Source organism: Crossiella sp. CA198 (assembly GCF_052078295.1).
Taxonomy (GTDB): domain Bacteria; phylum Actinomycetota; class Actinomycetes; order Mycobacteriales; family Pseudonocardiaceae; genus Crossiella.
In genome coordinates this window covers 147,661-167,235 of record NZ_JBQJIM010000019.1, presented here as the reverse complement: position 1 = coordinate 167,235, position 19,575 = coordinate 147,661, and the positions used below count along the sequence as shown (strand labels likewise).

Genomic DNA, 19,575 nt, shown 5'->3' with positions numbered 1-19,575 from the left:
CTTTCCTTATGCGGGCAGCAGGTTGATCGGGTGGTCGCCGGTGGCCCAGAGGTGCTGGACGGCGTAGGCGCGCCAGGGTCGCCAGAGACCGGCGTGCCGGGTGAGGGCGGCTGGGGTGCTGGGCAGGCCGAGGTTCTCCGCGGCCAGGCGGATGCCGAGATCGGTGGGGATGAAGGCGTCCGGGTCGCCGAGGGCGCGCATGGCCACGGTTTCCACCGTCCACGGGCCGAAACCGGGTAGCTCGGCGAGCCGGGCGCGGGCGGCGATCCAGTCGCTGCCGGGGCCGAGATCGAGATCGTCGGCGGCCAGCGCGTGCACCAGGGCGAGCAGGGTGCGGCGGCGGGACTCGGGCATGGCCAGGCTCGCGGGATCGAGCTGGGCCAGCGCCTGTGGCGTGGGGAACAGGTGGGTGAGGCCGCCGCAAGGGTCCTCGATGGGTTCGCCGTGCGCGGCGACCAGGCGGGCGGCGTGTGTGCGGGCGGCCGCGGTGGAGACCTGCTGACCGAGCACGGCGCGCACGGCGAACTCGGCCGGATCCACGGTGCGTGGCACCCGGCGACCGGGATTCTTCTCCAGCAAGGGTTTGAGCACCGGGTCGGCACGCAGCTGCTCGTCCACCACGGCCGGGTCGGCGTCCAGGTCGAGCAGCACCCGGCAGCGGCTGATCGCCACCGGCAGATCGCGGACGTCGGTCAGGGACAGCCGGCAGCCGATGTGGTCGGGCAGCGGCCAGAGTTCGGCGATGCCGTGGCCGTGCGGCAGCCGCAGGGTGCGGCGGTAGGCGCCGTCCCGCCACTCCTCCACGCCGGGCACGGCGGTGGCGGCGAGGTGGCCGAACAGGTTGTCCGGGCACAGCGGTTTGCGGAAGGGCAGCCGCAGCAGCAGCGCGCCGGTGGTCGCGGCCGGGATGCCGCGGCCTGCCCTGGCACGCAGTTCGCTGGGCGAGAGCGCGAAGACCTCGCGCACGGTGTCGTTGAAGGTGCGCACGCTGCCGAATCCGGCGGCCAGCGCGATGTCGGTCATGGTCAGCGCGCTGGTCTCGATGAGCAGCCGGGCGGTCTGCGCGCGCTGCGCCCTGGCCAGCGCGAGGGGGCCGGCGCCGAGTTCGGCGTTGAGCTGGCGTTCGACCTGGCGGGTGCTGTAGCCGAGCCGGGCGGCCAGTCCTGGCACGCCCTCGCGGTCCACCACGCCCTCGGCGATCAGCCGCATGGCCCTGGCGACCGCGTCGGCGCGGTGGTTCCACTCCGGCGAGCCGGGACTGGCGTCCGGGCGGCAGCGCTTGCAGGCGCGGTAACCGGCCTGCTGGGCCGCTGCCGCGCTGGGGAGGAAGACCATGTTGCGTGCCTTGGGCGGGCGGACCGGGCAGCTTGGCCTGCAGTAGATGCCAGTGGTGCGGACCGCGGTGAAGAACCAGCCGTCGAACCGCTCGTCCTTGGCCTGGACCGCCCGCAGGCACCGCTCGAAGTCCTCGTGCACGGGTACAGCATCGACCCTGGCCGACGTGGTTGCTAGCAGGAATCCGACATCCACGTCGGCCAGGGGTCAGCTCAGGGTTGCATGGGTTTGCCGTTGACCGTGCTGCCGGTGAGTTTGAGGCCGTCGACGTACTTGATGGTGTTGCCGGTGCCGGCCACGCCGGTGAACTTGCAGTCGATCAGCTCAAGGCCGTTGACGTGCGATTCGGCCAGGCCGGCCACGTTGAGCACCGAAGCGGCCTTGGTGCTGCCGCAGTTGGTCAGCCGGAACGGGCCGAACCTGGGCGGCGTGGTGCCGGTCTGGTTGTTGTAGGTGGAGTTCACGTACACCACCGAGCGGACGTAGGTGCCGGTGACCGAATCCAGGTTGATGTTGGTGGAGAAGCCGCCGCGCTTGGTGTTGGACTTGACGTAGAGCGCGAACTTGGTCTCCCCCACCACGGTGAGCCGGTAGGCGTAGACGTTGCGGATGCCGCCGGTCTGCTCGCTGCCGCAGGTGATGGCACCCCAGTTGCCGTTCATCCGGCAGTCGGCGACCACGATGTTCTGACACGGCACGTTGATCCGGCGGCCGTCGGCGTCCCGGCCGGACTTGATCGCGATGTTGTCGTCGTGCGCGCCCAGATCGCAGTTGACGATCACCACGTGGTCGCAGGACTCCGGGTCGACGCCGTCGGTGTTGCTGGCCGCGGTGCTCGGGTCGGTGCTGACGCCGTCGATGGTGACGTTGCGGCACAGCGTGGGGTGGATCTGCCAGAACTTGGGGTTCTTCAGCGTGATGCCCTGGATGAGCACGTTCTCGCACTTGTACGGCTCGATGAAGGTCGAGCGCATCGTGTGGCCGGAGCCGGGCACGATCCGCTTCTCCGGCGCGGTTCCCTTGGCCACCAGCGATTCCAGGTAGGCCCGGTCGTTGCCCTTGTTCCACGGCGAGGTGCCGCCCGCGTCCAGGGTGGCCTTGCCGGTGATCGCGATGTTCTTCTCGCCGTAGGCGTAGATCATCGGCGACCGGTTCATGCACTCGATGCCCTCGTACCGGGTGAGCACGGTGGGGAACTTGGCGCCGTCACCGCTGAACTTGAGCACCACCCCGGTCTCCAGGTGCAGGTGCACGTTGCTGCGCAACCGGATCGCGCCGGTGACGTAGCTGCCCTTGACCACCGTGACGTGCCCGCCGCCGGCCTTGGTGCAGGCGTCGATGGCCTTGGCGAACGCCTCGGTGTTGTCGGTTTTGCCGTCGCCCTTGGCACCGTAGTCGGCTGCCTTGAACAGGCGGTCCGGGAAGCTGGGCAGGGTGGTCTCGGCGACGATCTTGTTCGCCTCCGGCCATGGCAGCGTGGGCACGGCGGGCCGGGCGAGGTAGGGCGCGTCGGGCACCGGGCTGCCGGTCGCCTGGGCTGCGGCCGGGACGAGCAGTGGGGCGGCCGCGGCGGCGGTGAGGCCGGTGATCAGCGTCCGGCGGTTGATCCTGCCTTCCATGGCTCCTTCTTCCGCGTCGAACGAAGGGGGTGGGGCGGGCGGCGTGGTTGACCGTAAACGTTTTCGGTCGAGGCGGCCAGAGCCGATCGGCGGAGTTGGGGCGGGTTCGCGCGGCGGGGCGCGGCGCGGCGAGGCAGGGGCGCGGGGCGCGGGGCAAGGCGGGGTACAGCGCGGCGAGGGGCGGCGGGCGAGGACGCGGCGCAGGGGGCGGGCGCGGGGCAGGGCGGGCTCGGCTCGGCTCGGCTCGGCTCGGCTCGGCTCGGGCGAGGCTGGGTGCTCAGTCCGTGGGGTCGGCGGCCAGGTCGGCGGTGAAGAGGTCGCCGGTGGCCGATTCGGCGCCGACCGCGCGCCACCAGTCCGCCTGGGTTTGCGTGTGCACGCCGTCGACCAGCACGGTGGCGCCGGCCAGCTGGGCGGTGGCGACCAGTTCGCGCAGGGCCTTGCTGGTCAGCGAGGCGGGCTGGGCCGCCTGGCGGGCGACCAGGGAGCGGGACACCCGGACCGCGCTGACGGGCAGGTCCTCCAGGTATTCGATCTCGCCGGTGGCCGAGCCGAAGTCGTCCAGGGTGATGCGGACGCCGGACTCGGCCAGGTCGGTGAGGTTGTCCACGGCCATGGGTGAGGCCAGGGCGGCGACCGGGATGCCGAGGCGGAGTTGTTCGCTGGGCAGGCCGGTGTCGTTGACCACCTGCTGCACCACGCAGGTGAAGTCGGGTTCGACGACCTGGGTCGGGGTGAGGCTGAGCAGCAGGGGTTGTTCCCGGCCGGAGCGCTGCACCCGGCGGCGGTTGCGTTCGGCGGCGGCCTGCAGCAGCCAGGAACCCAGCGGCACGATCAGGCCGGTGGACTCGGCCAGGGCCCGGCAGCGGTCGTGGTCGAGCGGGCCGAATTCGGGGCTGTCCCAGTGCAGCAGGGCTTCCAGGCCGAGTAGTTCCTGGTCGGCCAGGCGGACCACGGGGCGGTGGCGGAGCTGGACCTCGCCGTTCTCCCAGGCGCCCGCCATCGCACCTGCGATGCGGAAGTCGTCCCGGTCGGCGCAGTCCTTGCCCTGGTCGAACATGGCCCACTGGCGGTGGCCGGTGCGCTTGACCCGGCGCAGGGTCAGGTCCGCCGTGCGCATCACCTCGATCGCGCTGATGCCGGGGCGCGGCTGGTGCACCACGCCGATGGTGGCCGAGACGGCGACGCCGGTGGTGTCGTTGAGGTAGACAGGTTCGGACAGCTCCTCGTCGATCCGGCGCACCATGGTGAGCACCTTCGGGGTGTTCGCCGAGTTGCGCACCAGCACCGCGAACTCGTCGCCGCCGAGGCGGGCGATGATCGTCTCCTCGCCCTCGAAGATGGTGAGCAGCCGATCGGCCACGATCCGCAGCAGCCGGTCGCCGACCTCGGCGCCGTAGCCGTTGTTGATCGCGGCGAAGGCGTCCAGGTCGAGGTGGTACAGGGTGACGCCGGTGGCCGGGTCGGCCCGGCGCAGCATGGTCTCGGCCGCGGTGCTGAAGTACTGGCGGTTGGGCAGCGTGGTCACCATGTCGTGCAGCGACTGCCGGTTCAGCGTCTGCTGCAGCGCGGTGACCTGGGTGTCGTCCGCGATCACGGTGACCAGCCTGCCCGGCTCCTGGCCCTCACTGGGCTGCAGCGAGACGCTCAGCAGCGCCCACAGCGGCTCTTCCTCCTTGTGCAGCATGCGTTTCCGCTGCTGCCGGAGCCGGTCCACCCGGCCGGCGCGCAGGTCGGCGCAGGCGTTGCGCAGCGAGGCCCGCTCATCCGGCGCGACCAGGTCGAACAGGGTCAGCTCGGTGAGTTCCGCCGCGGTGTAGCCCAGCAGCTCGTGCACGGCGGTGTTGGTCTTGAGGAAGGCGCCGTCCAGGTCGGTGATGGCGATGCCGCTGGCCGAGCAGCGGAAGACCTCCTCCAGCCGGGCGTCGCTGTCCTTGCGCTGCCGCTCGGCGTCGTTGGCCGCCTTGAACAGCGCCCGGTTCAGCGCCTCCTGCTGCTGGAAGATGAAGGCGCGGAACGCCTCCAGGTACCCCGAGGTGAGCGCGGCCAGCACCATCACCACGCGGTCGGTGAGCTTGTTGACCCGGCGCAGGCTGGGCAGCGCGAGCAGGGCCCGGCCGAGCACGTCGACACTGCGCTCCAGGCTCTCCGGCCCGACGCAGTTGAGCGCGACCAGCTCCGCGCCGACCGGTGCGGCCGGCGCGGCGACGAAGGGCTCGGCCCGCACGGTGCCGACCAGGATGTCCACCAGCGCCTGCAGCCGCTGCTCCACCTCGGGATGGGAGAGCGGGATGTAGGCGGTGGTGCTGACCAGGTACGCCCACTTCCTGGCAAGTTTCTCCCGCTCACGAGGATTATCGGCCGGGGAGCCGCCCTGATGAGCTGACACCGGGCGCCGCGGCGCCGGGAGGTCTTCCGGGAGTGGCAGTGTCATGGTTGCTGGCCTGTTGTACGCGGTAGTCGGGGTGTCCACGTGCACGTCGGGAGTGCAAGGCACGGCGACTGGGAAGCCTACCGACGGCAGCCCGGAGTCGGCTAGCTACGGTCCGTTCCTGATCGGCTGGCTTCGCATCCGGCAACTATTACCGTGCGCAAGCTTTTTGCCACTCCCCGTCACCCGTTTGCCGGTACCTGCCCGGCCAACGCGCCCAGCAGCACCGCGCGAAGGGAGCAGGGCGGCCGTCCGGTCAGCCGCCGCACGGTGTCGGTGACCCGGTCCTCCGCGCCCTGCCGGATGCCCTCGTCCAGCCCGGCCAGCAGGGCGGCGAAGTCCGGCGGGTAACCAGCGGCGATGTGACGCTGGGTGAGTTCGGTCACCGAGACCGCGTGGTGCCGGGCGGGCACGCCGAGTTCGGTCCAGATCGCGGCCGCGTCGGCGTAGCTGAGCGCCGCCGGCCCGGTGAGCACCAGTTCGGTGTTCAGCGCCTGCTCGGCCAGCAGCGCGTGCTCGGCCACCGCGGCGATGTCCCCGGCGTCGATGAAGGCCACCCGCCCGGCGCCGGTCGCGCTGACCAGTTCACCCCTTTCGCGCAACCCCACGGCAAGTGGGTGATCGCCGAGAAAGTTCTGCATGAACCAGGACGGCCGCAGCACTGTCCACTCTGGACACTCGCGGCGCACCAGTGCGTGCAGCCGCCCCAGCGCCGGCGCGCCCTCGGGCACCGCGGAGGAGCTGAGCAGCACCACTCGTCGCAGCCCCGCGGCCCGCGCGGTGCGCAGGAACTCCGTCACCAGCGGCAGCGGCTCGGCCACCCCCGGCGGCGCGACCAGGTACATCCGCCGCACGCCCGCGACCGCGGCGGCGTGCGTGCCCGGATCGGCCCAGTCGAAGCGAACCTGGTTGGCGGCACTGGGATTCCGGCTGGCCGCGCGCACCTCCTGCCCGGCCGCGAGCAGCCGCCGGACCAGCCTGCCGCCGGTGGTCCCGGTGGCGCCGGTGACCAGGATCGGCTCAGCCACGCGCGCTCCCCGGCAGGGTCACCGCACCGTCGAGCAGTCCGGCCACCGCGGCCGGGCTCCAGTAGTCGCGGTAGGTGTGGATCTCGCCGTCGCGGATGGTCAGCACCGCGACGTAGCCGAGCCGGTAGGGCGCGCCACTGGCCACCACGAACCCGGTCGCCTCGAACTCGGCCACAAGCACCTCCGGGTCGGTCGTCTCGTGCACCCGCACACTCGGGAACTCCCGGATGTCCACGATCTCCGGGTAACTCCGCAGGTACTCCCGCACCGCCTCCCGCCCCTCGATCCGGCTGGGCCCGCCCGGCGCGGCGAACGGGAACTCCATGATCCCGGCCGTCGCCCACAGGTCGGCGAAGGCGGCCATGTCCTTGGCCAGCAACAACTCCAGCGCGTGGTCGAAGGTCTGCCGTGGTGTTCGCATGCTCGCTCCTCACATCGGACGGAACGGTACCGTCCCGACGTCAATATAGCCGGGACGGTACCGTTCCGTCCATGACCTCCCGTCGTACCCCCACCGGCGCCGCCGTGCTCCAGCCCCAGGTCACCGCCGCGATCACCGAGGCAGCCCTGGACGAGCTGGCCGAGGCCGGTTACGGCCGGCTGTCCATGGAGGCGGTGGCCAAGCGCGCCGGGGTGGGCAAGAGCGCGCTGTACCGGCGCTGGCCCACCAAACAGGACATGGTGCTGGCGGTGGTCGCCGAGCTGAGCGTGCCGATGGCCGCCGCCCCGGACACCGGCTCGCTGCGCGGTGACCTGCTGGCCGCGCTGAGCGCGGTCCGGGACTGGCTGACCCACCCGCGCTTCGCCCGGATCGTGCCGGACCTGATCGCCGAATCGGCCCGCCGCCCGGAACTGGGCGCGGCCATGGCCGAACTGCTCGGCGAACCCAGGCGGGCCAGGGGCGCGGTGGTGCTGCACCGGGCGATCGAACGCGGCGAACTACCCGCGGACACCGATCTGGAGCTGGCCCTGGACCTGATCGCGGCGCCGGTGTTCTGGCGACTGGTGGCGCGACGGGCGCCACAGGAGGAGGACTACCTGGACTCGGTGGTCGAGTTCCTGCTGCGCGGCCTGGGTGCGAGTCAGCGCGCCTGACCCGGTCGGACCCCACCCCGATCGCACCCTGGGATCCGCCCGGACACCACGCCGCCCAAGAACGAGGACCAGTTGTCAGCGGAGAAGGTCAGCCGGGCGCCACCGCGGTTTCGCGAGGTACGCACGTGGACGGTGTCGCCTTCGGCGGCCATCTCGACACAACCGCCCCCGCCATCTCCACTCTGCGAACTTTTTACCCAGACCAGGCCGGCAGGATCAACCTCGACAACCAGTGCTGATGCTCGCAGATCCACTCTGCCCCCTCGAACGATCGCGGACAGCAGGTCCGGACCCGATCACCGTTTCCGATGGTAATCACTCCGCACCAAGCCCCCTACCGCCGATCGAGGGAGAAACCATGCCAACCGTGGGCCGTTTGGGACAATTCACTACCCCGATCGGACAGCAATAACTCATCGACGCGGGCCCGCGCACGTTCGAAACCATGATCGTCAAAACTAGGCGAATGACTCCGCGATCACCCTGTCGATGATCTCATCTAGTTCTTCCTTTGCCGACGCAAGGGTCTCCAACTCAAAGAACAGTTCGACATACCTACTGGTCTCTGCCGGGTTGTTCTGAATGATCAGTGTGTCACCACTGGAGGATTCCAGGTAGATGGCATGATCCTGGCCCTCTTCGTCGAACTCGTAGACCACGAAGGACCCCTTCATGCCAACGTGCGCACCCTTGTCGAACCCGACGATCTGGATACTGACCTGAGGAAGGCCGTTCATCTCCTTGAGCTTCAGCAGCTGCTTTCGCATTACCTCCTTTCCGCCGACGGCACGTCGCAGAACAGCCTCATCCAACACATAGAGGACCCTTGCCCCCTTTTCAAAGAAATGCTCTTGACGCTCCATGCGAACCCGAACAGAACGCTCTATGAAGTCAGGCTTGTCTCGATCGTAAAGACTGATGATCTCGCGCGTGTATTCTTCGATCTGCAGCAACCCCGGCACCAGCAGCGACTGAAAATGTCGCGTAACCGAGGCTGAAGATTCCAGGGCAACCAAAGAGAAGAAGTTTGACGGGAAATGCGGTCGATACTTGTCCCACCACACCTGCTTGCGGCTCGCCTTGGCGATCTCGACCAGTTCGACTACCGCTTCATCCCGCACCTCATAGAAGGCAAGCAGCGCCTTGAGGTCGGTCGTCGAGATGCCAACCGCTCCGGTCTCGATCCGAATGACCTTGCTCGGAGACCAGTCAAGCGCCTCGGCCACCGTCTTCTGAGTCACCCCCGCCGCCTCACGTGCCCGACGTAGCTCGCTCCGGAGCCGCCGCTGGTGAGCGACAGGGCTGCCGCCTGCTGTCATGTCTCGTCTCCCAAGGTATGACACAGACCGATCTGCTATGTAGCAGATAGCCAGTCTGCTGTACGCCTGTTCCCATATTGCCTCCCAGCCTCTAGACTTCTAGCCAGAAGACGGCAATCGTAACGCAACCATGCTGACTGTCACCAAGCGCCCAGCGCTTCAACTCTTCTAGTCGGGTGATCAGGTGGGGACACGGCGAAGATCCACGAGAGGGCAAGGCGGTGGCCGGCCTGACACGCGATGGGTGCTGTGCGTGTTCCGCACCCACACCACGCTCGACCGGATGATCGACATCCTGCCGATCTTCGACAACGACCACCGGATCACCTTGCACGCGGTCATCGAGCCCGGCTCGGATCACGCCTCCGGACTGGCTGCCGCGCTCGAAGCCCAGGGCCTCAAGGTGATCAGCTATGAAGAGGCCGTCCAGGCTCGCTACGACCTGATACTGGCGGCGCACTGTGGCACTGGCCTCGCCGCGTTCAACGGACCGGTGGCGGTGGTGTCCCATGGCGCCGGCTTCGCCCGGATCCTGCCGACCCGGACCGGCAACCGCGTCGAAGCCGTGGGGCTGTCGCACCGGGAACTCACCTTGGGCGATCGCGTGGTGCCCGCCAGGATCTTCCTGTCGCATGAAGAACAGATCGGACGGCTGGCCGCGGCCTGCCCGAGGGCTGTCGACCGGGCCGTGGTGATCGGCGACCCGACTCTGGACGCCATCGAGAACAACCGGGTGCGCAGGGGATGGATCCGCCGGTGGCTGGGAGTGCAGGAACGGCAGCAGCTGGTGCTGATCTCCTCGACCTGGGGCGAGAACTGCACGGAGGCCACCGAGCCCGAGGTGGCGAGCAAGCTGCTCGCCCAACTGCCGTCGGACGAGTACCGGGTCGCGATGGTCCTGCACCACAACGTGTGGCGGAAGTACGGCGAGCTTGCGATCAAGACCAGGTTCCGAAACGCGCTCGACGCCGGACTGCTGCTCATCCCGGGGCATGCGGGCTGGCGTGGAGCCCTGGCCGCGGCGGATCTGGTGGTCGGCGACCACGGTTCGGTGTCGGTCTACGCCGCCGCGCTGGGCATCCGGTTCCTCGCAGTGGGCGGCAACCGCACCGAGGCGGACCCACGCTCGCCGAACTTTGCCCTGTTCGATGTCCGGATTCCGCTCGACCTGGCCGGTGACGTGCGCGCGCAGGTGGAGACGGGGGTGCCACCCGCCAACGTGTCCGCGGCGCAGGAAATCGCCGACCACATCATCGGCAACCGCGGCCAGGCCCGGAAGACGCTGTGGCAGGCCCTCTACGGCATGTTGGACCTGCCACCACAGAGCGAACGACTTCGCGACCACCCGGTCCCTGATCCGGTGCCGTTGCCCACTCCTGGCATCTCTGCCTACCGGATGACCGCCGGGCTCTACGAAGCAACCTCGACGACCGGGCGCATTGTGCTCGAACGGTATCCCGCGGTGGTCGGCCAGCACCGGTGGTTCGAGGGTGGCGACGACTCCTTCCTGGTGATCTCGGATGAGGTAGTCGATCGGCACTTCCGCCAGCAGGCCGAGATCGTGGTGCGGGAAACACCGCAGTACCGGCCGGCGGCGATTCACTGGACGAACAGCCCGCACCACCAGGCGTGCATGGTCATGGCCGCGGCCACCGTCGGCGGCAGTGTCGTGCGCCTGTTCACCGGGGCAGGCTGGCTGTTCGAGGTGAACGCGACGCCGCTGATCGCCGCCGCCGCGGTCTACGCCTGGCGCCGGTCGAACCGCAGCTGCCACTCGACGCTGAAGCTGGGCGTCCGGTGGGGTGGCATGACTGAGGAAGCTCTTGAGGTCCGGCTGCTCAGCTAGCCGCGGCACCCGTCCTGACCGCACTGCGCTCAGTCGCTCGCCCGGGTGCCCCGGACCAGCCAGTCGTGGACAACGGCCAGTCTCGGGCTCCCGGTTTCCTGGTACAACTCGGCAAGTCGCCGCGCCGAACTCTCGAACAGCTTCGGGTCCGGGTCCTGTTCGGCGACCTCGACCAGTGTCTCCAGCGCCAGCGCCTCCTTGATCGGCTGAGCGCGATCTCTGGTCACGGCCACCGCCTGGATGAGCGCGCTTCGCGCCTCCGCGGTGCGGCGCAGCTTTCCGTAGGCACTGCCCAGGACAACGCGAACCCGGGCCGCCAGCATGTCGTCGCCGAGTTCCTGGCTGTCACGCAACGCATCAAGCAACAGCGGCACTGCTTGGGCCGCCCGTCCACTGCGGGCCACCACATCGCCGAGGTGATACGCCTGGATAGCAGCGCCCCGGAGTTCGCCGATCTTCTGATAGATCCGGCGGGCGGCGCGGAACTCCTTGCCTGCGCGGCCGTAACTCCCTTCATCGCGGTACAACAGGCCGCGCGACTCGGTCACGACCGCCCTGGTCCGTGGGTCCTCGGCGGCGCGGGCGACCGCCCAGGCCCGATCAAGCTCCTCGCCGGCCCTGGCGAAATCGCTCAGGCCCAGGTAAGCCCGGGCGAGCTGATTGCGCATCCGCACTTCCACCGTCTGGTCTTCGCATTCCTGCGCGGCGATGACACCGAGCTGATGTGTCTCGATCCAATCCGCGTAGTGCTTGTGACTGTCGTAGAGCGCCCACAGCGCTTCGCACAGCTGCCAGACATGTTCATGCCAGAGCCGTCCTGCCGCGATACGGCAGGCGCCGAGCAGATTGCTGCGTTCCAGCTCGAACCAGGTCATCGCCGAAGCAGGGCTGAACGAGATCGGCCACCGGCTCACGTCGACTTCTGCGCAACGCCAGCGATTTTTTCCCAACACGGCACGGTCCGCGGCCGCGGCTCCGGTCAGATACCAGGAAATCACCGCACGCTGACCGATGGCGATCTCGTCCATTGATTCCTCACGTTCCAGCCATCGTCGCGCGTGCAGCAACACCAGATCGTGCAGCCGATAGCGTTCCAGGCCACGTTCCTCAACCAGGTTCGACTCGCACAGGGTGGCGAGAATTTCCGCGGCCGCCTCCTCGTCCACGCCGAATCCGACCGCCACTGCCGGCAGGTCAAAATCAAGACCGGGCAACAAGGCCAGCCGCCGGTAACCACGGCGAATCGGCTCCGGCAAATCCAGATACACCGCGTCGAACACGAGTTCCACCTGGTGGTCTTCGGCCATGGCGAGCCGGCTGAGCCGAAAGCGTTCGTCGGCCAGTTCACGCACCAGTCGATCGACCGGCCAGCAGGGCCGTTGCGCCAGCCGCGCGCCGGCGATGCGCAACGCGAGCGGCAACCCGCCGCACTGCCGCGCCAGTTCGCGCAGCGCCTCGGTTTCGGTGTGCGCGCGGGCCACCGGCAACATGTGCACAACCAGCGCTGAGGCGTCCTCATGGTCCAGCGGCTGGATCTCCAGCAGCATCGCGCCGTCTATCAACAGGCCGCTGAGCCTGCTGCGGCTGGTCACGATCACCGCACTCGCCGCCGAACCAGGCAGCAGCGGTCGCACCTGGGCAGCCTGGTCGACGTTGTCCAGCAGCACCAGCATGGGTGCGGCGGCGGTCCGGGTGCGGAACAACGCGGCCCGCTCCGCGAGATCCGCCGGGATGTAGTCGTCGTGCACGCCCATTGCCCGGATGAAGGCGCCGAGCACATCGCTGACCTCGACGCTCCCCCGCTGCCGATACGCGGCCAGATCGGCGTAGAGCTGTCCACCTGGGAACTCGACACTGTGCCGTCGAGCCCAGTGCAGGCCGACCGCGGTTTTGCCGACGCCGCCCATGCCACTGACCACCACGACGCCGGGACGGTCCCGATCCCCGCCGAGTAGCAGGTCGGAAAGCCGCCGCAACTCGGGTCCCCGGTTGACGAAACCGTGTGGTCCCGGCGGTAGTTGCCGCGGTGGTGCGAAGACCGGCGCCTGGGCAGTGATCACAAGACCGCCGATGCTGTTCGCCTGAATGACCGTGCCGTGGACTGGTCCGGACATCCGGTTGTCGGTGGCTGGATCTGACCTCCGTCGATCATGGTCATCGTCCGCTACCGACTTCATCGCCCGGCTCTCCACCCGGATTCCCCGTGGTGACCAGCTGGTCGGGCGCACACGGCATCTCGGCCTCCCAGGGTGGCGTCACCGAGTTCAGAGCCGAAAGTACGGCATTCCACCCCTGCTGCACCTGGCCCGAAGGAGTGCCACGACAAATATCGCCCATCCAGGCTGACCTGCCGGTCTGTGGTTGCTGAGGGTGACACCGGGCCGGGCAGTTTCATCGCCCTGCTCCTCCCTCTGTACCGCTGTCCGCTTCATCATTCGGCAGCGGGCGTGGCCGTCGTTACCAGTTCGTAGACCTTCCACCCGATCGCCCGGTCAAGCTCGGCCGTTTGCCCGGACCCGCTACGAGAATCACCGGCTGGTTGATCGCGGTCGGAGTTCTGGTCAAACGGGACGCGGAGCGGGCGGCGGTGAAACAAGTGCTCAGTGTCCGGACTTTCCGCGAACCCGCGGGCGTTGATCCACGGCGAGGGTGGCCAGTGACTCAAGAAGGAGCCGAGGGTGAGCGCGGAGCCGATCGACAGCCCGACGGGGTGGGTCCGGGAGCACATCGACCGGTACGTCTCCTCCGACGGCGTCCAGGGCCACGAGTGGAACGGCACCACCACGTTGCTGCTGACCACCACCGGGCGGCGCAGCGGGGAGCCACGACGAACGGCGCTGATCTACCAGCGGGCCGGCGCGGACTACGTGGTGGTGGCCGCCCAGGGTGGGGCGCCGACGCATCCGGCGTGGTACCTGAACCTCCAGGCGCGGCCGGAGGTCCAGGTTCAGGTGGCCGGGGACCGGTTCACCGCGCGGGCGCGGACCGCGGATGAGGCGGAGCGGGCGCGGTTGTGGCCGGTGATGACCGAGGCATGGCCGGACTACGACCAGTACCAGACCCGGACCTCGCGGCGGATTCCGGTGGTGGTGCTGGAGCGGGTCTGAGTCACCAGCCCGGTCCGGTGAGCAGGCGGTGCACGTGGGTCTTGTGCATCGGGTCGTACAGGTCGAACTGCTCGACCAGGCCGGGGCCGCGGCGGCCGTCCAGCAGGACCTCGCGGATCACCTCGATCAGCGGCGGGACGGTCCTGGTCAGCAGCAGCGGCATCAGCAGTTGCTCCTGGCCCTCGGCGAGCAGGTTGTTGCGGACAGCGCAGTCCAGGAACTGGGCCAGGGCGCGGCGCTGGGCGGTCTCGCCGACGCGGACCCTGGCGGCGGTGTCGGCCAGCGCGGCCAGGTCGAGCAGCGGGTCGCCCGCGTGCAGGGCGCCGAAGTCGAGCAGGCCCAGCACCTGCGGGTCGCGGCCGCCGGAGAGCACGAACTGCTTGGCGCACAGGCTGCCGTGCACCGCCGCGGCCACCTGGCGCGGGCGGATCGCGGCCATCAGGCCCTCGGCGGCCACCACGCCGCGCAGCATGGCCGCGCAGGCCCGGCCCCAGTCGTCGGTGCGGTGCGCGGCCACCGGCAGCAGCTCGGTCCTGGCCTGCTCCACCGCGCGCCGCCAGTCCGCGGGCTCAGGCCTGATCACCGCGGCCAGTGCGGTGACCAGGTGCGCCGGGATCTCGTCCAGGCTGGCGCGTAGCCGCAGACCGGCCCGGACCACCGCGACGATCTGGTCCTGACCGGCGTGGTTGGGCACCGCGCCCTTGAGCATGGGGGTCAGTTCGCAGGCCAGGTCGTCCCGCCAGGAGACAGTGCCGCCGTCGGCGGCGGGCACCGGGTTGGGTGCGGGCACGCCGTGCCGCCGGCAGTGCGCCATCACCTTCTGCCGTAAGGGATACAGCGCCGGCGCCACCTGCTCAGCCGGATCCAGCCGGATCTTGAGCACATGCGGGTGACTGCGGGCGTGCACCAGCCAGGAATCGCCGGTGGTCCGGCCCAGCCAGTCGGTGAGGGGGTTGAGTGGGACCCGGGCCCACTCCGGACCCCAGCCCCTGGTCAGCGCCGCGCGAACCCAGTCGGCGTCGATGCGGGTGCGAGTGTCGAGCTTCTGCGTCAAGGAGGGCCTCCGCCATTTCACACAGTCGAGCCTGGTTCCAGCCCCCGAATGGCGGATACGGGGGATGTTGGTGACAGTCTGACGCTGAATCCGCGTCTCCGCCATCCACAGGGCGACCGATGCGTGCGCCCCCGGACGGCGGTAGCCCTTCGACCAGTGACTGCGCCCGACTGGCTCCAGCACAGGGGCGGAGTACGTCAGGATGGGTGGCGGACATGATCGATGAGCACGGGGGGATCCGGGGTTGAGCGGGTGGCGGGCGCGACCGGCGGCACAGCGGTTGCGGGTGACCGTTGGGTCCACTGTGGACGGTCATCCGGTCGAGGTGGACCTGAAACCGCCGTCGCTGGGCGGGATCGGCGCGCACGGGCTGCTGACCGGGATCTCGGCCGCGGTCCGGCTCGATCTGCTGCACACGCTGCTGGGCGGGCTGATCGGCACGCACGCCCCGGACACGCTGCAACTCGTGCTGGTCGACGGTGCGGACGAGCATCTCTTCGAGCCCTACTACCGGGCCCCGCACCTGGCCGATCAGGCCCTGGCCCATGGCCGGTCACACCTGATCGAGGCGCTGGCCGCGACCAGCGCCACCCGCAGGCGGCTGTTGCGCGAGCACGGCATGCGCACCCTGCACGACTACGACCGGGCCCGGCACTACCGGCCGGAGCTGCCAGTGCTGCTGCCGCTGGTCGTGCTGGTGCACCGGCTCAGCCTGATCCACCGGGAGGGGCCGGAGCTGACCGAGCTGCTGCGCACGCACTGCGCGGCCTGGCGGGACCACGGCATCCACCTGCTGGTGGCCGAGGACCGCCTGGCGGATGTGCCAGCGGAACTGGACGGCTACTTCGGCTTCGAGCTGGCCACCGGTAATCACGGGGCGCAGCTGCGGGTGCCGGGCCGGGAACCGGTGCCGTTCACCCCGGCCGCGCCGCCGGAGCCGACGGCGCTGCTGGCCGGGATGCCGCCGCCGGCCGGACAGTGGTTCGCCCCGCCGAAGGAGATCGACTTCGGCGACCTGACCTCGCTGGTGCAGACCGAGGAACGTGGTCTGCAGGCCGAACTGGCCAGCAGGCACAGCGTGCTCGTGGGCGAGTTGCTAGGCCCGGAGCGCGGGCGCTCGTTCCAGGTCCCGGTGCAGTTCGGGCAGGTGCTGGTGGTGGGGGCGGAGCGGCTGGGCGTGCCCAGGGTGCTGCGCTCCTTCGCGCTGGGCATGGCGTTGCACCGGACTCCGCGCGAGCTGCGGCTCTACCTGCTTGATTTCAACGGCAGTTCGCTGACCGGGCTGGCCGGGCTGCCGCACGTGCGGGTCGCGGTCAGTGGCGCGGACGACAGCCTGCGGGACAAGACCAGGGCCGAGCTGGCCGGACTGATCAAGTACCGCGAGCAGCTGTACCACCGCCACCCAACACCTGAGCAGCGCGCCGAGACCGACGAGCCCACCGCGGTCGCGGTGATCGTGCACGGGTGGCCCGATCCCGAGCTGCACCCGGAGCTGGCCAGCCTGCTGCCGCAGCTGGTGCTGCGCGGTCAGGCGGTGGGGGTGCACGTGGTGCTCGGCCTGCACCGGTGGGCGGACCTGGAACCCCGGCTGCACGGCGCGTTCCGGCACCGGCTGGAGCTGACGCTGGACGATCCGGACAGTTCGCCGCTGTCCGGCCGGGCGCCGCGGCTGGGGCCGATGCGCGGCCGGACCGGCACGGGCCAGCTCTTCGCCATCGCCGAACCGCGGTACGCCGGCCGGGACCTGGCGCCGGAGATCGCCGCGGCCTGGCCGCACCCGGTGCAGCGGCTGACCGCATTGCCCTACCAGGTGGTTTACCCCGAGCTGACCGGCGATGACCGCAGCCACAAGCTCGGCCTGGTGGAGGGCTCCGGGCTGACCTTCACCCTGGACACCCGGCACCTGGCCTGCTTCGGCGATCCGGAGAGCGGGCGCAGCACACTGATCAAGACCTTCCTGCGCGGACTGGTCGCGCTGAAGAGCCCGGAACAAGCCAGGGTGGTCGGCGTGGACTACCGGCGGACCTGGTTCAACGCCTACTGCGAGGGGATGTTGCTGGAGTACATCCGGGATCCCGGCAAGTTCGAGACGGTCCTGGCCGAGATCCGGCAGTCCCTGGACCTGCGCCGCACCGCCGAGCACGGCTGGAAGGGCCCGGACCTGTACCTGGTGATCGACGACTACGACCTGTTGTCGACCAAGTCCCGGCACCAGCTGGCGCCGCTGCTGGCCGATGCGGACAAGACCGGGTTCCACCTGGTCCTCGCGGGGCGGCATCCGGCCCAGCTGGACGAGGTCACCAAGGAGCTGGACCGCGCGGACACCACCGTGCTGGCGCTCAGCGGCGGGTTGCCGACGCCGACGCCGGTGACCAGGATCATCACCCGGCCGCTGCCGCCGGGACGGGCGCTCACCCGGCGCGGGTATACCGAGGAGACGGTGCAGATCACGTGGACGGAGTAGGGGGAGCTGTGGCGGAGACCTGGCCGGTAGTGCCGGTGGGACAGCGGTTGCGGGTGCCGGTGGGGTCCACTGTGGAGGGTCAGCCGGTGGCGGTGGACCTGAAACCCCGTGCGCTGGGCGGGATCGGCGCGCACGGACTGATCACCGGGCTGAGCGAGGAGGCCAGGGGCGAGGCGCTGCGCGCGTTGCTGCTGGGACTGGTCGGCACGCATTCGCCGGACACGCTGAACCTGTTCCTGCTGGACGCGGGCGACGGCGCGGTCTTCACCGGGTTCGAGACCGTGCCGCAGCTCGCGCACCTGCTCACCGGGCCGGACGCGGCCGCGCACGTGCTGACCGCGTTGCGCGCGGAGAGCACCAGACGGGCGGAGTTGTTGCGGCAGCGCACAATGCGCACCCAGCACGACTACGAGCGGGCCCGGCACTACGACCCCGCACTGGACCCGATGACCACGCTGGTCGTGGTGGTGAACCGGCTGCTGAAGCTGGACCGGCTGGCGCCGAGGCTGATCGAACTGATCAAGGACGAGGCACCGGGCTGGCAGGACCGGGGCGTGCACCTGGTCGCGACCGCGGACCAGGTCACCGACCTGCCGAGTGGGCTGGCCAAGTACTTCGGCTTCGAGCTGAACATCCGGGACAGCGATCTGGTGCTGTGGCCCTCGGGGCAGGATCCCGTTGTCTGCCAGCCACTTCCGCCGGTCGAGGTGGCCGAGGGCCTGGCCGGATTGCCCTTCGGTGGCGCGATCCCGGAGCCGCTGCTGCTGCCGCCACTGGCCGAGCGGATGGCCCTAGACGCCCTGCTGCCACCACTGGCCACCAGCGAAGAACTCGGCCTGCACTGTCCCGGTGAGCCGCGGCTGGCCCCGGTGGTCGGCCTGGTGGACCGGCGCGGCGAACGGCGACGGGCGCCGTTCCGGCTGGATCTGTCCACAGGGGACGGTCACGCGCTGGTCGTCGGCGATCCGTCCGCCGGGGTCGAGGAGGTGCTGCACAACGCCGCGCTCGGCCTGGCGCTGGCCAACACCCCGGCCCACCTCCAGCTGTATGTGCTGGACTTCGCCGGGGAATCGCTGCTCGGGCTGCGCGAGCTGCCGCACACCAGGGTGGCCGCCGGATACCAGGACTTCTCCCTGCTGTGGCACACCGCCACCGACCTCGCCGCGCTGGTCGACCGGCGGGAACTGGCCCGGCGCAACGGAACCGCCGAGCGGGAACCGGCCGCGGTGGTGGTCATCGTGCACGGCTGGTACGGCCTGCGCCGCACCACGAATGCGCACGACGCGGTGTGGGACCTGATCTGCCGCGGTCCCGGGGTGAACGTGCACGTGCTGCTGGGCATCCACCGCTGGGCCGAACTGGACGGCGCGCTGGCCGACGCCTTCAGCACCCGGCTGGAACTCCGGCTGTCCGCACCGCACTACTCGGCGGTGGATCCGGTGCTGGCCAAGCGGATCTCCGGCCGCGGGCACGGGCTGACCGGTCAGGCCGAGCCGTTCCTGGCCGCGCTGCCGGTGTTCCAGGACGACGCCCAGCCGGTGGCAGCCATCGACAAGGTGTGGACCGGGGACCGGCCGAAGCAGTTGCGGCCGCTGCCCAGGATGCTGCCGATCGGCGAGGTGCCTGCGGACGAGCGGTGGCCGCTGGGGGTGCTGGAGGGCGAACTCCAGGGCTTCGGGTTCGGCGCGAAGCAGCACCTGCTGTGCTTCGGTGACTACGAGAGCGGGCGCACGAACGTGCTGCGCGCGCTGCTGCACCACCTCACCGCCTCGCTCACCCCGGACAAGGCCCTGGTCGCCGGGATCGACCCGCGCCGGAACTGGCTCGGCGCGGTGGAGGGCGACTCGCTGCTCACCTACCTGACCCAGACCGGCAAGATGGCGGTCCCGATCGGCGAGATCCGGGACTCCCTGGTCAAGCGGCGCGACGAGGGCCGCGGCACCGGGCCCGACCTGTACCTGGTGATCGACGACTACGAGATCATCCAGCGCGCCGAGGTGCTGGACGTGCTGGCCGACCTGGTGCCGCACGCCGGGAACATCGGACTGCACCTGATCATCGCCGGGCGCTACCTGAGCCGCACCGATCCGCTGCTCAACGCGGTGAACTACGGCGAGACGATGGTGCTGCTGCTCAACGGCGACCCGGCGACGCCGGATGTGATCACCGGTCTGAACCCGTACACGCTGCCGCCGGGCTGCGCCCAGCTCTACCGGGACAACCGGCCGACGCAGCTGGTGCAGGTGGGATGGGTCCCCGAGCAGTGAGCGGCGGTCC

At 69.9% G+C, this 19,575-nt stretch carries 14 protein-coding genes; 5 read left to right on the top strand and 9 right to left on the bottom strand.

The features are described from left to right. Positions 1–6 precede the first annotated feature (6 nt). From ACTOWY_RS30220 to ACTOWY_RS30200, 5 genes are all read right to left on the bottom strand, one after another. Positions 7–1,476, bottom strand: coding sequence for an AlkA N-terminal domain-containing protein (locus tag ACTOWY_RS30220; protein WP_441312999.1), 1,470 nt, complete (start codon positions 1,474–1,476; stop codon positions 7–9). Between the two features lie 71 nt (positions 1,477–1,547). Beyond that, the gene (locus tag ACTOWY_RS30215) at positions 1,548–2,954 is read right to left on the bottom strand and encodes a glycoside hydrolase family 28 protein (protein ID WP_441312998.1); all 1,407 of its coding nucleotides are present in this window, start codon (positions 2,952–2,954) and stop codon (positions 1,548–1,550) included. Between the two features lie 277 nt (positions 2,955–3,231). Further along, positions 3,232–5,388 carry a putative bifunctional diguanylate cyclase/phosphodiesterase gene (locus ACTOWY_RS30210; protein WP_441312997.1) on the bottom strand — a complete coding sequence of 719 codons (2,157 nt, stop codon included), beginning with the start codon at positions 5,386–5,388 and terminating at the stop codon, positions 3,232–3,234. Between the two features lie 179 nt (positions 5,389–5,567). Further along, entirely contained in the window at positions 5,568–6,413 is an 846-nt protein-coding gene (locus ACTOWY_RS30205; protein WP_441312996.1) for an NAD(P)H-binding protein, read from the bottom strand. Then, complete coding sequence (locus tag ACTOWY_RS30200) at positions 6,406–6,834, bottom strand: nuclear transport factor 2 family protein (RefSeq protein WP_441312995.1); 429 nt, start codon at positions 6,832–6,834, stop codon at positions 6,406–6,408. Before ACTOWY_RS30200 ends, ACTOWY_RS30205 begins: the two co-directional genes overlap by 8 nt. A gap of 71 nt (positions 6,835–6,905) precedes the next feature. Between ACTOWY_RS30200 and ACTOWY_RS30195 the strand changes: the two genes are divergently transcribed. Further along, positions 6,906–7,508, top strand: coding sequence for a TetR/AcrR family transcriptional regulator (locus tag ACTOWY_RS30195; protein ID WP_441312994.1), 603 nt, complete (start codon positions 6,906–6,908; stop codon positions 7,506–7,508). On the opposite strand, the gene ACTOWY_RS30190 is transcribed toward ACTOWY_RS30195, so the two are convergent. Next, a complete protein-coding gene (locus ACTOWY_RS30190; RefSeq protein ID WP_441312993.1) occupies positions 7,496–7,762 on the bottom strand; it encodes a DUF397 domain-containing protein in 267 nt (88 codons plus the stop codon). The genes ACTOWY_RS30195 and ACTOWY_RS30190 overlap by 13 nt on opposite strands. 204 nt (positions 7,763–7,966) lie before the next feature. After that, positions 7,967–8,827, bottom strand: a complete 861-nt coding sequence (locus ACTOWY_RS30185; RefSeq protein ID WP_441312992.1) for a helix-turn-helix domain-containing protein — start codon at positions 8,825–8,827, stop codon at positions 7,967–7,969. A 253-nt stretch (positions 8,828–9,080) separates the two neighbouring features. On the opposite strand from ACTOWY_RS30185, the gene ACTOWY_RS30180 reads away from it, so the two are divergent. Then, entirely contained in the window at positions 9,081–10,673 is a 1,593-nt protein-coding gene (locus ACTOWY_RS30180) for a hypothetical protein (RefSeq protein WP_441312991.1), read from the top strand. A gap of 29 nt (positions 10,674–10,702) precedes the next feature. On the opposite strand, the gene ACTOWY_RS30175 is transcribed toward ACTOWY_RS30180, so the two are convergent. Next, on the bottom strand, positions 10,703–12,787 hold the full coding sequence (locus ACTOWY_RS30175) for an NB-ARC domain-containing protein (RefSeq protein WP_441312990.1): 2,085 nt from the start codon (positions 12,785–12,787) through the stop codon (positions 10,703–10,705). Between the two features lie 564 nt (positions 12,788–13,351). Between ACTOWY_RS30175 and ACTOWY_RS30170 the strand changes: the two genes are divergently transcribed. Continuing rightward, positions 13,352–13,780 (top strand): nitroreductase family deazaflavin-dependent oxidoreductase, encoded by a 429-nt coding sequence (locus ACTOWY_RS30170; RefSeq protein WP_441312989.1) that lies wholly within the window; start codon positions 13,352–13,354, stop codon positions 13,778–13,780. A gap of 1 nt (position 13,781) precedes the next feature. Here ACTOWY_RS30170 and ACTOWY_RS30165 read toward each other — a convergent pair whose 3' ends face one another. Next, on the bottom strand, positions 13,782–14,834 hold the full coding sequence (locus tag ACTOWY_RS30165; RefSeq protein WP_441312988.1) for a phosphotransferase: 1,053 nt from the start codon (positions 14,832–14,834) through the stop codon (positions 13,782–13,784). A gap of 244 nt (positions 14,835–15,078) precedes the next feature. On the opposite strand from ACTOWY_RS30165, the gene ACTOWY_RS30160 reads away from it, so the two are divergent. Next, positions 15,079–17,298, top strand: a complete 2,220-nt coding sequence (locus ACTOWY_RS30160) for an FtsK/SpoIIIE domain-containing protein (RefSeq protein WP_441312987.1) — start codon at positions 15,079–15,081, stop codon at positions 17,296–17,298. Positions 17,299–17,306: 8 nt separating this feature from the next. After that, positions 17,307–19,565, top strand: coding sequence for an FtsK/SpoIIIE domain-containing protein (locus tag ACTOWY_RS30155; RefSeq protein WP_441312986.1), 2,259 nt, complete (start codon positions 17,307–17,309; stop codon positions 19,563–19,565). Positions 19,566–19,575: the final 10 nt, after the last annotated feature.